The organism is Novosphingobium sp. LASN5T, assembly GCF_003856955.1.
Classification (GTDB): domain Bacteria; phylum Pseudomonadota; class Alphaproteobacteria; order Sphingomonadales; family Sphingomonadaceae; genus Novosphingobium.
Window position 1 is genome coordinate 56,892 of the sequence record NZ_RQSI01000007.1, and the last position, 13,414, is coordinate 70,305.

Annotated in this window: 11 protein-coding genes; 10 read left to right on the forward strand and 1 reads right to left on the reverse strand. The window is 68.0% G+C overall.

Annotated elements, in window-relative coordinates:
• Position 1: 1 nt before the first annotated feature.
• The 7 genes from EH199_RS06935 to EH199_RS06965 are packed head-to-tail and all read left to right on the forward strand — an operon-like array spanning position 2 to position 9,748.
• The gene (locus EH199_RS06935) at positions 2–1,423 is read left to right on the forward strand and encodes a bifunctional enoyl-CoA hydratase/phosphate acetyltransferase (protein ID WP_124808554.1); all 1,422 of its coding nucleotides are present in this window, start codon (positions 2–4) and stop codon (positions 1,421–1,423) included.
• Positions 1,420–2,610 (forward strand): acetate/propionate family kinase, encoded by a 1,191-nt coding sequence (locus EH199_RS06940; protein ID WP_124808555.1) that lies wholly within the window; start codon positions 1,420–1,422, stop codon positions 2,608–2,610. The genes EH199_RS06935 and EH199_RS06940 overlap by 4 nt, the downstream gene beginning before the upstream one ends.
• Positions 2,610–3,383 (forward strand): enoyl-ACP reductase FabI, encoded by a 774-nt coding sequence (gene fabI / locus EH199_RS06945; RefSeq protein WP_124808620.1) that lies wholly within the window; start codon positions 2,610–2,612, stop codon positions 3,381–3,383. The genes EH199_RS06940 and fabI overlap by 1 nt, the downstream gene beginning before the upstream one ends.
• 51 nt (positions 3,384–3,434) lie before the next feature.
• Positions 3,435–4,412, forward strand: a complete 978-nt coding sequence (locus EH199_RS06950) for an HlyD family secretion protein (protein WP_124808556.1) — start codon at positions 3,435–3,437, stop codon at positions 4,410–4,412.
• A 2-nt stretch (positions 4,413–4,414) separates the two neighbouring features.
• Positions 4,415–7,165 carry a ribosome-associated ATPase/putative transporter RbbA gene (gene rbbA, locus EH199_RS06955; protein WP_148092135.1) on the forward strand — a complete coding sequence of 917 codons (2,751 nt, stop codon included), beginning with the start codon at positions 4,415–4,417 and terminating at the stop codon, positions 7,163–7,165.
• Positions 7,162–8,289 (forward strand): ABC transporter permease, encoded by a 1,128-nt coding sequence (locus tag EH199_RS06960; RefSeq protein ID WP_124808557.1) that lies wholly within the window; start codon positions 7,162–7,164, stop codon positions 8,287–8,289. The genes rbbA and EH199_RS06960 overlap by 4 nt, the downstream gene beginning before the upstream one ends.
• 19 nt (positions 8,290–8,308) lie before the next feature.
• Complete coding sequence (locus EH199_RS06965; protein WP_206694940.1) at positions 8,309–9,748, forward strand: TolC family protein; 1,440 nt, start codon at positions 8,309–8,311, stop codon at positions 9,746–9,748.
• Between the two features lie 159 nt (positions 9,749–9,907).
• Here EH199_RS06965 and EH199_RS06970 read toward each other — a convergent pair whose 3' ends face one another.
• Positions 9,908–10,804 (reverse strand): LysR family transcriptional regulator, encoded by an 897-nt coding sequence (locus tag EH199_RS06970; protein WP_124808558.1) that lies wholly within the window; start codon positions 10,802–10,804, stop codon positions 9,908–9,910.
• Positions 10,805–10,909: 105 nt separating this feature from the next.
• On the opposite strand from EH199_RS06970, the gene EH199_RS06975 reads away from it, so the two are divergent.
• Genes EH199_RS06975 through catA form a run of 3 tightly spaced genes read left to right on the forward strand, consistent with a single transcriptional unit; the run spans position 10,910 to position 13,317 of the window.
• Positions 10,910–12,067 carry a muconate/chloromuconate family cycloisomerase gene (locus tag EH199_RS06975; RefSeq protein WP_124808559.1) on the forward strand — a complete coding sequence of 386 codons (1,158 nt, stop codon included), beginning with the start codon at positions 10,910–10,912 and terminating at the stop codon, positions 12,065–12,067.
• Between the two features lie 2 nt (positions 12,068–12,069).
• On the forward strand, positions 12,070–12,360 hold the full coding sequence (gene catC / locus EH199_RS06980) for a muconolactone Delta-isomerase (RefSeq protein ID WP_124808560.1): 291 nt from the start codon (positions 12,070–12,072) through the stop codon (positions 12,358–12,360).
• Positions 12,361–12,387: 27 nt separating this feature from the next.
• Positions 12,388–13,317 (forward strand): catechol 1,2-dioxygenase, encoded by a 930-nt coding sequence (gene catA, locus EH199_RS06985; protein ID WP_124808561.1) that lies wholly within the window; start codon positions 12,388–12,390, stop codon positions 13,315–13,317.
• The last annotated feature ends 97 nt before the right edge of the window (positions 13,318–13,414 follow it).

Genomic DNA, 13,414 nt, shown 5'->3' on the forward strand with positions numbered 1-13,414 from the left:
TATGACCGATCCCGCCCTTATCGAGAACCGGACCTTCGACGAGATCGCCATCGGCGACAGCGCCAGCCTGACGCGCCAGCTTACCGCCGACGACATCCAGCTTTTCGCGGCCGTATCGGGTGACGTGAACCCGGCCCATATGGACCCGGCCTATGCCGAGACCGATATGTTCCATCGCGTGATCGCGCATGGCATGTGGGGCGCGGGGCTGATTTCGGCGGTGCTGGGGACCGAACTTCCGGGGCCCGGCGCGATCTATCTGGGCCAGTCGCTGCGGTTCAGCCGTCCGGTGGGGGTAGGCGACACGGTTACCGCGACGGTCACTGTCACCGCCAAGAAGCCTGAACACCATATTGTCACGCTCGCTTGCGCTTGTATAAACCAGATCGGTGAAACGGTGATTTCGGGGGAGGCCGAGGTCAAGGCGCCGACGGAGAAGGTCAGCCGCGCGCGCGTGCCCGTGCCCGACGTGCGCATCGCGCGTCATGACCGCTTCCATGCGCTGGTTCAGGGCGCCGCTTCCGGCGAACCTGCGGTCACCGCCGTCGCGCACCCGTGCAGCGCCGATGCCGTGGCAGCGGTCGCCGAAGCGGCGGAGGCGGGGCTGATCCGGCCGGTGCTGGTTGGTCCGGCGATGAAGATCCAGGCGGCTGCGGAAGCGGCGGGCTTCGACATTTCGGCCTTCCGCCTGATCGATGCGCCGCACAGCCATGCCGCCGCCGCCCGCGCGGTGGAACTGGTGCGCGCGGGAGAGGCGGCCTTGCTGATGAAAGGCTCGCTCCATACTGACGAACTGATGGCCGAAGTGGTCCATGCCGATACGGGCCTGCGCACCGAACGGCGCATCAGCCATGCCTATGTGATGGACGTGCCCGGCCATCCGCGTCCGCTGGTCATCACCGATGCCGCGATCAACATCACCCCGACGCTGGAGGACAAGGCCGATATCGCGCGCAACGCCATCGATCTGGCCCATGTGATCGGGATCGAGCGACCGAACGTGGCGATCATCGCGGCGGTGGAGACGGTCAACCCGAAGATGCAGGCGACACTGGATGCCGCCGCGCTGTGCAAGATGGCGGACCGGGGCCAGATCGCCGGTGGCGTGCTGGACGGGCCGCTGGCGCTCGACAACGCCATCAGCGAGGCGGCGGCGCGGGAAAAGGGGATCGTTTCGCCGGTGGCGGGGCAGGCGGACGTGCTGCTCGTGCCCGATCTGGAGGCCGGCAATATCGCGGCCAAGCAGCTCACGTTCCTGGCCGGGGCGGATGCCGCCGGTGTCGTGCTGGGCGCGCGCGTGCCGATCATCCTGACCAGCCGCGCGGACAGCCGGCGGACGCGGATCGCCTCGTGTGCGCTGGCGGTGCTGCTGGCGCGCGCTGGCACCAAGGCCGCTCCGGGAGCAGGGGATGCGCGCGCATGAGCGCAACCCTCCTGTGCCTCAACGCCGGGTCTTCGAGCCTCAAGTTCGCGCTCTATGCCCGTGAAGGAACGGACGTGCGGTTGCTTGCCCATGGCAAGATCGAAGCCATCGGTCTTGCGCCGCACCTGATCGCGCGGGATGCCGCCGGCGTCACGCTCGCAGAACGGCGCTGGTCGCATGAGGACGGCGCGACGCATGAAACGCTGCTTGCGGACCTTCTCGACAGCGTCGAAGCGCATGTCGGGCGGGAACTGGTGGCGGTGGGGCATCGCGTGGTTCATGGCGGCGCCGATTTCGCGGAGCCGGCGCGAATAACGGATGCCTTGCTGGAGAAGCTCGACGCGCTGTGTCCGCTGGCGCCGCTGCACCAGCCGCACAACCTTGCGGCGATCCGCGCGGTGAAGGCGGCCCGGCCCCGGCTTCCGCAAGTGGCCTGCTTCGATACCGGCTTCCACCAGACCCAGCCGTCCGTCGCCACGTGGCTGGCGCTGCCGCGCGCGCTGACCGGGGAAGGCGTGCGCCGCTATGGCTTCCACGGCATCTCCTACGAATATATCGCGCGCCGCCTGCGCGAGATCGATCCGGTGATGGCCGGGGGCCGCGTGATCGCGGCGCATCTCGGCAACGGGGCGAGCCTGTGCGCGATGAAGGGTGGGGTCAGCATCGATACGACGATGGGCTTCACCGCGCTTGACGGACTGGTCATGGGCACGCGCTGCGGCACGATCGATCCGGGCGTGGTGCTCTATCTGTTCCAGCAGAAGGGCCTCGACGCGAAGGCGGTGGAGCACCTGCTCTACAGCGAGTCAGGGCTGCTCGGCGTTTCCGGCCTTTCGAGCGATATGCGCGACCTTGCCGCCAGCGATGATCCGCGCGCGGCGGAGGCGGTCGCACTGTTCGCCTATCGTGCGGCGCGTGAGGCGGGGGCGCTGGCGTGCTCGCTCGAAGGGCTGGACGGGATCGTGTTCACCGCCGGAATCGGAGAGAACGCGGCGGATGTACGCGCGATGGTCTGTGCGCGGCTGGGCTGGCTCGGCGTGACGATCGATCCGCAGGCTAACACGGCCCATGCGCCGCTTATCAGCACGGCCGACAGCGCGGTGAAGGTCCGCGTGATCCCGACGGATGAGGAGCGCATGATCGCGCTCCACACGCTCGAACTGCTGGCTTCGGCAAAGGAGGCATGATGGCGCCGCTGGTCGATCTTTCCGGTAAGCGCGGGCTGGTGGTGGGAATCGCCAACGAACACAGCATCGCGGCTGGCTGCGCACAGGCGTTTCGCGATTGCGGGGCACGTCTGGCGGCAACCTATCTCAACGAGAAGGCAAAGCCTTTCGTCCAGCCGGTTGCGGATGCGCTGGGCGTGGAATGGCTGGCGCCGTGCGACGTGCGCGTGCCGGGCGAACTGGAAGCGCTGTTCGCGCGTGTGGCGGCCGAATGGGGCGGGCTTGATTTCCTGCTCCATTCGATCGCCTTCGCGCCCAAGGAGGATCTGCACGGGCGCGTCATCGACAGTTCGGCCGAGGGCTTCGAGGTGGCGATGGATGTTTCCTGCCACAGCTTCCTGCGGATGGCGCGGCTCGCCGAACCGCTGATGCCGCAGGGCGGCTGCCTGCTGTGCGTGACGTTCTACGGTTCGGAGCGCGTGGTGCGGCATTACAACCTGATGGGGCCGGTCAAGGCCGCGCTGGAAAGCGCCACGCGCTATGTCGCGGCCGAACTGGGGCCGAAGGGCATTCGCGCGCACGCCATCTCGCCGGGGCCGATCGCGACGCGCGCCGCCAGCGGGATCGACCGGTTCGACGAACTGCTCGACCGCGCCGCGTCCGAAGTGCCTGAAGGCCAGCTTGTCGACATAGCCGACGTGGGCGCGCTGGCGGCGTTCCTTGCCAGCGACGCGGCGCGACGGATTACCGGCACCGTCATTCCGGTCGACAGCGGCCAGCATCTGATGGCCTGACATGGTTCCGTCCGTATTTCCCGTCGTTTCGCCGCCCCGGAGGCCCGTTCAATGAAGCGTCTTGTTCGTCGGATCGTGCCGGCGGTGATCGCCGTCCTGCTGGCGGCGGGCTTTTTCGCGTGGTGGCAGGCGACGCGCGGCAGCGATCTTCCCGATGGCATCGTGCGGGGCAACGGGCGCATCGAAATGACGCGGACCGATGTGGCGGTGAAGTATCCGGGGCGCCTCCTGGCCCTGCGCGTGCAGGAGGGTGACCTCGTCCGCGCGGGCGAGGTGATCGCCGAGGAAGACGCGGCGGACACGCTGGCGCAGTTGCGCGGCGCGCGGGCGGCGCGTGATCGCGCGGCCGCCGCGGTGGAGAGGGCGGAAGGGGAACGCGCGGTTCGCGCCGGCCAGGCCCGTCTGGCGGGAATCGATCTGCGCGAAACGGCGAAGCTGCGCGATCAGGCGATGGTCTCGCCGGTGGAACTGGAGCAGCGCCGCGTGGCGTATGATACCGCGAGCGCGGGCGTCACGGCCGCGGGCGGCGGCGTGAACGAAGCGCGCACCGCGATCGCGCAGGCCGACGCGCAGATCGCCCAGATCGACACTGTCCTTGCCGACCTGAAGATCAGGGCGCCGGGGCCGGGCCGTGTCGAATACCGCATCGTCGAGCCGGGAACCGTGCTGCCGGCCGGGGGCAAGATCGTCTCGCTGGTCAATCCCGAGGACGTCTACCTCACGATCTTCCTGCCCGCCGAAACCGTGGCGCGGCTCAGGATCGGTGACGAGGCGCGGGTGCTGCCGGAAGGTTTCGACACGGCGATCCCGGCGCGGATCGGCTTCATCGCGCCCGATGCGCAGTTCACGCCCAAGTTCGTCGAAACGAAGAGCGAGCGCGAGAAGCTGTCCTATCGCGTCAAGCTGCGCATCCCGGCGGACGTGGCGCGCGGTCTCGATGGCAGGCTCAAGGCGGGGATGACCGCCGATGGCTTCGTCAGGACCGATCCCCGCCAGGCCTGGCCATCGTTCAAGCCCCGGAAACCGTGATCGTGGCGGTCGACCGCGCCCCGGACGAGCGGGAGCCGGCGGCTATCGACGTCGTCGGAGTGACGCATCGCTATGGCGCGGTACTGGCGCTCGACGACGTATCCCTGTGCCTGCCCAAGGGGGAGGCGATCGCGCTGGTTGGCCCCGACGGCGTGGGCAAGTCGTCGTTGCTGGGGTTGGTAGCCGGGGTCCGGAAGTTGCAGCAGGGGCGCCTGTCGGTGCTGGGACTGGACCTTTCGCAGGCGGCAGGACGCGACCGGTTCCTGTCACGCGTGGCCTATATGCCGCAAGGGCTGGGGCGGAACCTCTATCCGACGCTGACCGTGGCCGAGAACATCGATTTCTTCGGCCGCCTGTTCGGGCTGAATGCCGCCGAGCGCGCCGCGCATATGCGGCGGCTGCTCGATGCGACCGGTCTGGCGCCCTTTCCTGACCGGCCCGCGGGCAAACTTTCCGGCGGCATGAAGCAGAAGCTGGGGCTGTGCTGCGCGCTGGTCCACGATCCCGACCTGCTTGTCCTCGACGAGCCGACGACCGGGGTCGACCCCCTGTCGCGCCGCCAGTTCTGGGAGCTGGTCGATGCGCTGCGCGCCGAGCGGCCCGCGCTCACCGTGCTGGTGTCGACCGCCTATATGGAGGAAGCCGAACGCTTCGACCATCTCGTCGCCATGGACGCGGGCCGCGTGATCGCACAGGGGCGCACGCGCGCGATCATGGAGCAAGCTGGCGCGGATACGCTGGAGGAAGCCTATATTCGGCTGCTGCCCGAGGCGCGGCGGCCCTCGCAGGAAGCGCTGGTGGTGCCGCCGTGGCGTGACGAGGGCGGCGCTCCCGCGATCGAGGCGCACGATCTCGTCCGTCAATTCGGGGATTTCGTCGCGGTCGATCACGTCAACTTCCGCATCGGCAAGGGCGAAATCTTCGGTTTCCTCGGCTCGAACGGCTGCGGCAAGACCACCACGATGAAGATGCTGACCGGCCTGCTCGACGCGACCAGCGGGGCTGCCCGGCTGTTCGGCAAGACGATCACGCCCGGCGACATGACGACGCGGATGCGGGTGGGCTATATGTCGCAGGCCTTCTCGCTCTACGAGGAGTTGACGGTGCGGCAGAATCTGGCGCTGCACGCGCGGCTCTACCGGGTGCCGCGCGCGGAGGCGGGACCGCTGGTGGAACGGGCAATGGCGGAGTTCGCGCTGGCCGACCATGCCGATACGCCGCCTTCCTCGCTGCCGCTGGGTATCCGGCAGCGCCTTCAGCTTGCCGCGGCCTGCCTCCACCGTCCGGAAGTGCTGATCCTCGATGAGCCGACCTCGGGCGTCGACCCGGCGGCCCGCGACATGTTCTGGCGCCACCTGATCCGCCTTTCGCGCGAAGAGGGCGTGACCATCTTCGTCTCGACCCATTTCATGAACGAAGCCGAGCGGTGCGATCGCATCTCGCTGATGCATCGCGGGAGAGTGCTGGCGGTCGGCGCGCCGGCCGACCTCGTTCGCGAACAGGGGGTGACGCGGCTGGAAGATGCGTTCATCGCGGTGCTTGACGGCGATGCGGGCAATCCGCCGGCATTGCAGCCGGCCGATGTCGCCGGAGCACCGCCTGAAGCGCCGCGCGCCGGTGGCGTTGGCCGCTGGTTCGCCTACGCCTGGGCCTTCGCGCGGCGCGAGGCGCTGGAACTGCTCCGCGACCGGACCCGGCTCGTCTTCGCGCTGGCTGGTCCGATGGCGCTTCTCTGCATCGCCGCGTTCAGCATCTCGTTCGATGTGCAGGACATCCGCCTCGCCGTGCTCGACCACGATCGCACCGCGACCAGCCGCGATCTCGTTCGGCACTTCCAGGGTTCGCGCTATTTCCGGGAGATGCCGCCGCCACAGGGCGATGCCGATGCGGAGCGGGGGCTGCGCGACGGGACGGTGCAACTCGTGCTCGACATTCCGCCGGGGTTCGGCCGCGACCTCGCCGCGGGGCGGCGGCCGGAGGTGGGCTTGCTCATCGACGGCGGAAGCCCGTTTCCGGCGTCCAATGCCCGCGCTTACGGTGAAGCGATCCTGACCGGTTATATCGCCGACGTACTTGCCGCGACGCCGGGCGCGCCGATAACCGGGCTGCCGCTCGGGATCGAGCCGCGTTTCATCTACAACCAGGAATTCCGCAGCATCTACGCGATCACGCCGGGCGTGCTGATGCTCACGCTGATCCTGATCCCGGCGATGCTGACTGCGCTGGGCATCGTGCGGGAGAAGGAGATCGGCTCGATCACCAACTTCTATGCCTCGCCCGCGAGCGGCGGGGCCTTCCTGCTTGGCAAGCAGGCGCCATACGTGGCGCTGGCGATGGTCAGCTTCGGCCTGCTGGTGACGACCATCGTCACCGTGCTGGGCGTTCCGCTCCGTGGCTCGCTGCTGGCCCTGACCATCGGCGGGCTGCTGTTCCTGCTTGCCGCGACGGGGCTGGGCCTGATGATCTCCACGTTCGTGCGCTCGCAGGTTTCCGCCATTTTCGCGACCTCGCTGATCTGCCTGATTCCGTCGGTCAATTTCTCCGGCCTGCTCTATCCGGTTTCGACCCTGGACGGGGGGAGCTACTGGATCGGCGTCGGTTTCCCCTCGTCGTGGTTCCAGATCGTCAGCCTGGGCACGTTCACCAAGGGGCTGGGCCTGGCGAGTTTCGCCGAACCTTATCTTGCGCTGGGCGGCTTCGCGCTTGCCTATGTCGCCGCCGCCCGCCTGATGCTGCGCGAGCAGGACGTATGAGGCGCTGGATTCTCAATGTCTGGCTGCTCGGCGCGAAGGAACTGCGCAGCCTGATGAAGGACGTGACGCTGGTCCTGCTGATCGTGTTCGCCTTCACGGGGGCCATCGTCGTCGTCGCCAACGGGGTGAAGGCCGAAGTCTCCAACGCCTCGGTCGCGATCATCGACAACGATCGCTCCGAACTTTCGCGCCAGTTGCGCGATGCGGTGCGGGCGCCCTATTTCAAGCCGCCCGAAGACATCGCCCGCGCCGACGTGGTGCCGGCGATGGACGCCAGCCGCTATATCTTCGTGATCGAGATTCCCGAACGCTTCCAGGCCGATGTCCTGGCCGGTCGCGCGCCAACGGTGCAACTGCTCGTCGATGCCACGGCGATGACGCAGGCCGGGCTCGGCGCATCGTATTTCCAGCAGATTTTCGCGCAGGAGACGCTGGAGTTCCTCCGCGCGCGGGGGTTGATGGAACAGTTGCCGCTGCGCGTGACGAGCCGCATCCGCTTCAATCCCAACGCGACCTCCGCATGGTACACCTCGGTCATGCAGATCGTCACCGACGTCACCGTGCTGGCGATCATCCTCGTCGGGGCGGCGGTGATCCGCGAGCGGGAACACGGTACGATCGAGCATTTGCTGGTCATGCCGGTCCGCGCCAGCGAGATCGCCTTCGCCAAGATCCTGGCCAACGGTTTCGTCATTCTCGTTGCGTCGGTCGCCTCGCTGTGGTTCGTGGTCCATGGCGCACTGGACGTTCCGCTGGCGGGGTCGCTGGCCTTGTTCGCCGGCTCGATGCTGATCTATCTGTTCTCGGTGACCGCGCTTGGCATGTGGATGGCCACGATGGCGCCGAGCATGCCGCAGTTCGGCCTTTTCGCGGTGCCGGTCTATGCGATCGCCTATCTGCTGTCCGGAGCGGCCACGCCATTGGAAAGCATGCCGCCGACGATCAAGGCGCTGGCGGAGTGTCTGCCGACGACGCAGTTCGTCACGCTGTCCAAGGCGATCCTCTATCGTGGTGCGGGCATCGACGTGATCTGGCCGGAACTGGCGCTGATCTGCGGCTGGGGTGCGTTGTTCGTAACGCTGGCCGTGCAGCGCTTCCGCGCGATGCTGGCGCGGCAGGGATGAAATGCGGGGACGATCGAAAATGAAGGCGCTTGCACTTCCGCTGCTTGCGATGCTGCCGCTGGCGGCGTGCGTGGCCCCGCCGCCGGCTTCGCCGCCCGTCGCTCCCGTGGCCGCGCCCGCGCGGTTCGATGCCCCGCGGGCGAACGGGGAAGGCGATGCCGATGCGCGGGCTGAAGACGTGCGGCGCTGGTGGACGGCCTGGGGCGATCCCGCGCTCGATCGGCTGGTGGAACGCGCGCTGACCACCAATCACGACATCCGCATTGCGCGCGCCAATGTCGCGGCGGCGCGGGCGATGGTTGCCGTCGCCGAATCCGCGCTCTATCCGACGGTGGCCGCGCATGGCGCCGCGTTCGGAACCGTCAGCGACGGTGGGCTGGATGGGGCGCTGGGGACGCTGGTGTCGTCGCTGCCCGGCGCCGACAACGGCGTGACCGGCGGAGGGTACGCCATCGGCCTTGGCGCGAGCTGGGAACCGGACGTGTTCGGCGGACGCCACGCCGATGTCGCCGCGGCGCGCGCGCTTGCGCTGGGTACGGCCGAGACCGAGGCCGGCGCGCGGCTGCTGGTGGTCGGCGATGTCGTCGAGAACTACCAGCAGTTGCAGGGCCTGCGTCGACGGCTGGCGCTGCTGGATGCCAGCGTGGCGACCGCCGGGCGCCTTGTCGCCTATGCCGGGGCGAGAATGCGTTCGGGGTCGGCGACCGCCGCCGATGTCAGCAAGGCCCGTGCCGCGCTGGAGACCTTGCGCGCCGGCCGTGCCCCGATCGAGGCCTTGATCGACGTGCGCCGTCGCCGACTGGCAGTGCTGGCCGGAGGGACGCCCGAACAGGCGGTGGAGACCGGCCCTGCCGATGGCCTGACCGTGCCGCCGCCGCCCGGCGGGCAATTGCCCTCGACCGTGCTGGACCGCCGCCCGGACGTGCGCGCCGCCGCCTTCGCGGTTACGGCGCGCGCGGCGAGGCTGCGCAGCGCGAAGGCCGATCTTCTGCCGCGCTTCGGCATCCAGTTCCTTGGCCAGAACGGGCGGATCGACCTCGGCGGGCTGCCCGGCTTCGGCGGCACCGGCGGGCTGGCGGGCATCTCCGCCTGGGTGCCGGTGTTCAACGCCGGCCGCCTCAGGGCGCGCGTGGCGATGGGCGATGCGGAACTCGTTGCGGCGATGGCTAGCCATGACAAGGCGGTGGTTACCGCGCTGGAGGAAGTGGAAGGCGCTTACGGCCTGCGCACGGGATTCGATGGGCGGCTTGCGGGATTGCAGCAGGCGCTGGCGACTTCGACGCAACGCGCGGACCAGGCCGACGCGCTCTACCGTGCCGGCCGCATGACGCTGGGCGATGTGTTGCAGGCGCGCCTTTCCGCGCTGTCGGACCAGGATGCGGTGGAGCAGGCGCGCATGGCGCAGGCCACGGCAACGGTCCAGCTCTTTCGCGCGCTGGGCGGTGGATGGCAGGAGTGACACCCCAATGCGGCGAGCATGGCTCACCGCATTGGGGTTAAGCCCGTGCGGCGCTTGAGCATTTCCAAGCTGTGATGCGTCAGCATCTCAGCAGCTTGGCATGAGCACGCGGGCGTCGGATGACCGGGTATCCCACGCCCGGAACTCCGCTGCGTCGGTTCAGTCTCGCGGCACCCCGTGCACGTCGCGGCTGATCGCGATGAGCTGGGCGAGTTCGGCCGAAATGTCGCCCATGCGATGGATCATCATGATCGGCGAGCGCGCGGTGTTGTCGGCGATGGGGAGATAGGCCACGTCGTCACGCCGGAAGCGTTGCACCGATTCCGGAACGATGGTGAAGCCGGCATGGGCGGCGACAAGGCCGATCGCGGTCTGGAGCTCGCGCACTTCCTGCACGCCGCTTGGTTGCAGGCCGGCGTCGTGGAAGATGCTGAAGACCTGGTCGGCATAGCTGGGGCGGGCCGGCCGCGGATAGGCGATCAGGGTCTGCCCGACCAGGTCTTCCAGATGGACAGGGCGCCGTGCCAGGGCGAGGGGGTGATCGGCTGGAACGGCCGCCAGCAGCTTCTCCTCGGCCAGCACGATCCGGCGGATGGCCGGGTCCTCGAAGCGCAATCGTCCGAAGCCGGCGTCGATGCGTCCTTCCTTAAGCGCCGCGATCTGTTCGGTCGTGGTGCATTCGAGGACAGAGACCTCCACATTGGTCGCGCGGTCGCGGAACAGGCGGATCACTTCGGGAAGCGGGCCGAACAGGATGGAACCGACGAAGCCGATCACGAACCGCCGCTGCCCGTGCCCGGTGAAGCGGCGCATCATGTCGCGCAACTGGTCGACGCCCGCCAGCAGCGGCACGGCATGTTCGTAAAGCAGCCGCCCGGCCTCGGTCAGCCGCACCGGGCGGGAATCGCGGTCGAACAGGTCGGCGCCGATTTCCTCCTCCAGTTGCCGGATCTGCCGGCTGAGCGGCGGCTGCGCCACGTTGAGCAGTTCCGCCGCGCGCGTGAAGTTCTGTTCGTTGGCTACGGCGACGAAATAGCGGAGGTGCCTCAGTTCCATATCATATCCAAAAGGTATCGATCCGTACCGAGACGATCTTTCACGAACGCGGGGGGAGTCAATAGAAGAGCCGCAATATATGGCGGTTGGGAAAGGATTCGGCCTTTGGCGACCATAGATACAATTGATACCTGGATCGTCGATGTCCCGACGATCCGCCCGCATGTGTTGTCGATGACCTCGATCAGTCGGCAGTCGATGGTGCTTGTGCGCGTGCGCTGTTCGGACGGGGTGTCCGGGCTGGGCGAAGGGACGACGATCGGCGGACTTGCCTATGGCGACGAAAGCCCCGAGAGCATCAAGCTCACCATCGACACCTATTTCGCGCCGCTGCTGGTCGGAGCGGATTCCACGATGCCCGCCGCGCTGATGACGCGGCTGCGGCAGAACGTCGTGGGCAATCACTTCGCCAAGAACGCGGTGGAGACCGCGCTGCTCGATTGCATCGCGCGGCGTGCCGGCGTGCCGCTGTCCGATCTGCTGGGCGGGCGCCAGCACGATCGCCTGCCGGTGCTGTGGACGCTGGCCAGCGGCAATACCGCGCAGGACATCGCCGAAGCCGAAGCGATGATCGAGGCCCGGCGGCACAATGTGTTCAAGCTCAAGATCGGCAAGCGCCCCCTGGCCGATGACGTCGCCCATGCCGGGGCGATCAAGCGGGCGCTGGGCGCCAGCGCCTCGGTGCGGGTGGACGTCAACCAGGCATGGGACGAACAGACCGCGCGGAAGGGTGCGCGGATGCTGGCGGACGCGGGCATCGATCTGATCGAACAGCCGCTGCCGCGCGCCGACCGGGCGGGCATGGCGCGCCTTGCCGCCAGCGCCCCCATCGCGATCATGGCGGATGAAGCCTTGCGCGGCACGCACGACGCGTTCGATCTTGCGGCGATCCGCGCGGGCGATGCCTTCTCGATCAAGGCGGCGCAGGCCGGCGGGTTGATCGCGGCGGGGAAGGTCGCGGCGATCGCGGAGGCGGCGCATATCGGCCTCTATGGCGGCACCATGCTGGAAGGCAGCGTGGGTACGGCGGCGGCGGCGCACCTGTGTTCGACGTTCGCCACGCTGGCCTGGGGCACCGAACTGTTCGGGCCGCTGCTCCAGACCGAGGAAATTCTCGCCACGCCGCTCGAATACGCGGACTTCGCGCTGACGGTGCCGAAGGGTCCGGGGCTCGGGATCGAGCTTGACGAGGACAAGGTCCGCCACTTCCGCCGCGATGCGCCGGAGCGCACCGTCGTCATGCTCAACCAGGTCGCGAGGTAATCATGCTCTTTCAGGTGGAAATGCTCGTCAAGGTGCCGGCGCATCTCGATCCGGCCGAGTTCGACCGGCTCAAGGCCGAGGAAAAGGCGCGGGCCGAAGACCTGCAGCGGGCCGGCACATGGCGACATCTGTGGCGGCACGTCGGCGCCTATGCCAACACCAGCATCTTCGACGTGGCGAGCAACGAGGAGCTTCACGCCATCCTCACTGGCCTGCCGCTGTTCCCTTTCATGGACATCACGGTGACGGCGCTGTGCCGCCACCCTTCGTCAATCCACAGCGACGACCGCTGAGGTCGCGCAAGCTCAAGGAGAGGTTTCATGGCATCACAACTCGTGCAGGAATCCGGCGTGCAGAGCTATCTCGCCCGCATTGCCGGCGTGGACCAGGCTGGCGGTGACGCGCGCACCAAGGCGATCGTGCGGCGCATCGTGTCCGACCTGTTCACCACCATCGATGATTTCGATGTGACGGCCGAGGAATTCTGGCACGCGCTGCACTTCCTGCAGGAAGCCGCGCCGGAATTCGGGCTGATCGCGCCGGGTCTCGGCTTCGATCACTTCCTCGACATCCGGATGGACCGCGCCGACAAGGCCGCCGGCATCGCGGGCGGCACCCCGCGCACGATCGAAGGCCCGCTCTACGTTCCCGGCGCGCCGCTGGCCAAGAGCTTTGCGCGGCTGGACGATGGCACCGACACGGGCGAGACGCTGATCATGCACGGGCGCGTCTTCGACCTTGATGGCAAGCCTGTGGCCGGCGCGATCGTCGATGTCTGGCATGCCAATACCAAGGGTGGCTATTCGGTGTTCGATCCCTCGCAGACGGCCTACAACAACCGCCGCCGCATCGAGACCGGCGCCGATGGCAGCTACAAGTTCCGCAGCATCGTGCCATCGGGCTATTCGGTTCCGCCGCAGGGCGGCACGGACCGCCTCCTGTCGGCGATCGGTCGCCATGGCAACCGTCCGGCGCATATCCATTTCTTCGTGTCCGCGCCGGGCCATCGCCATCTGACCACGCAGATCAACATCAACGGCGATCCCTATCTGCACGACGATTTCGCCTTCGCCACGCACGATGATCTCATCCCCGAGATCGTGCGCCGCGAGGAACCGGAAGCGATCCATGCCGAGAACCTCAACGGCCCGTTCAGTGAAATCGCTTTCGACTTCGTGCTGCACCCGGCCGTCGATACCGCCGAAACCGAACTCATGGCTCGCCATCGCGCGCCGGCGGTAGCGGCCTGATCCCGCGCAACGATCGCATTGCCGGGACCATGCGCCGTGGGGACGGCGCGTGGTCCCTGCGCCTTTGGCAAGGACGGAGACGAGCGGCATGATCGAA

Coding starts and splice junctions, on each gene's coding strand:
- EH199_RS06935 (WP_124808554.1), top strand. CDS start 2: ATGACCGATCCCGCCCTTATCGAGAACCGGACCTTCGACGAGATCGCC.
- EH199_RS06940 (WP_124808555.1), top strand. CDS start 1,420: ATGAGCGCAACCCTCCTGTGCCTCAACGCCGGGTCTTCGAGCCTCAAG.
- fabI (WP_124808620.1), top strand. CDS start 2,610: ATGGCGCCGCTGGTCGATCTTTCCGGTAAGCGCGGGCTGGTGGTGGGA.
- EH199_RS06950 (WP_124808556.1), top strand. CDS start 3,435: ATGAAGCGTCTTGTTCGTCGGATCGTGCCGGCGGTGATCGCCGTCCTG.
- EH199_RS06960 (WP_124808557.1), top strand. CDS start 7,162: ATGAGGCGCTGGATTCTCAATGTCTGGCTGCTCGGCGCGAAGGAACTG.
- EH199_RS06965 (WP_206694940.1), top strand. CDS start 8,309: ATGAAGGCGCTTGCACTTCCGCTGCTTGCGATGCTGCCGCTGGCGGCG.
- EH199_RS06970 (WP_124808558.1), bottom strand. CDS start 10,804: ATGGAACTGAGGCACCTCCGCTATTTCGTCGCCGTAGCCAACGAACAG.
- catC (WP_124808560.1), top strand. CDS start 12,070: ATGCTCTTTCAGGTGGAAATGCTCGTCAAGGTGCCGGCGCATCTCGAT.
- catA (WP_124808561.1), top strand. CDS start 12,388: ATGGCATCACAACTCGTGCAGGAATCCGGCGTGCAGAGCTATCTCGCC.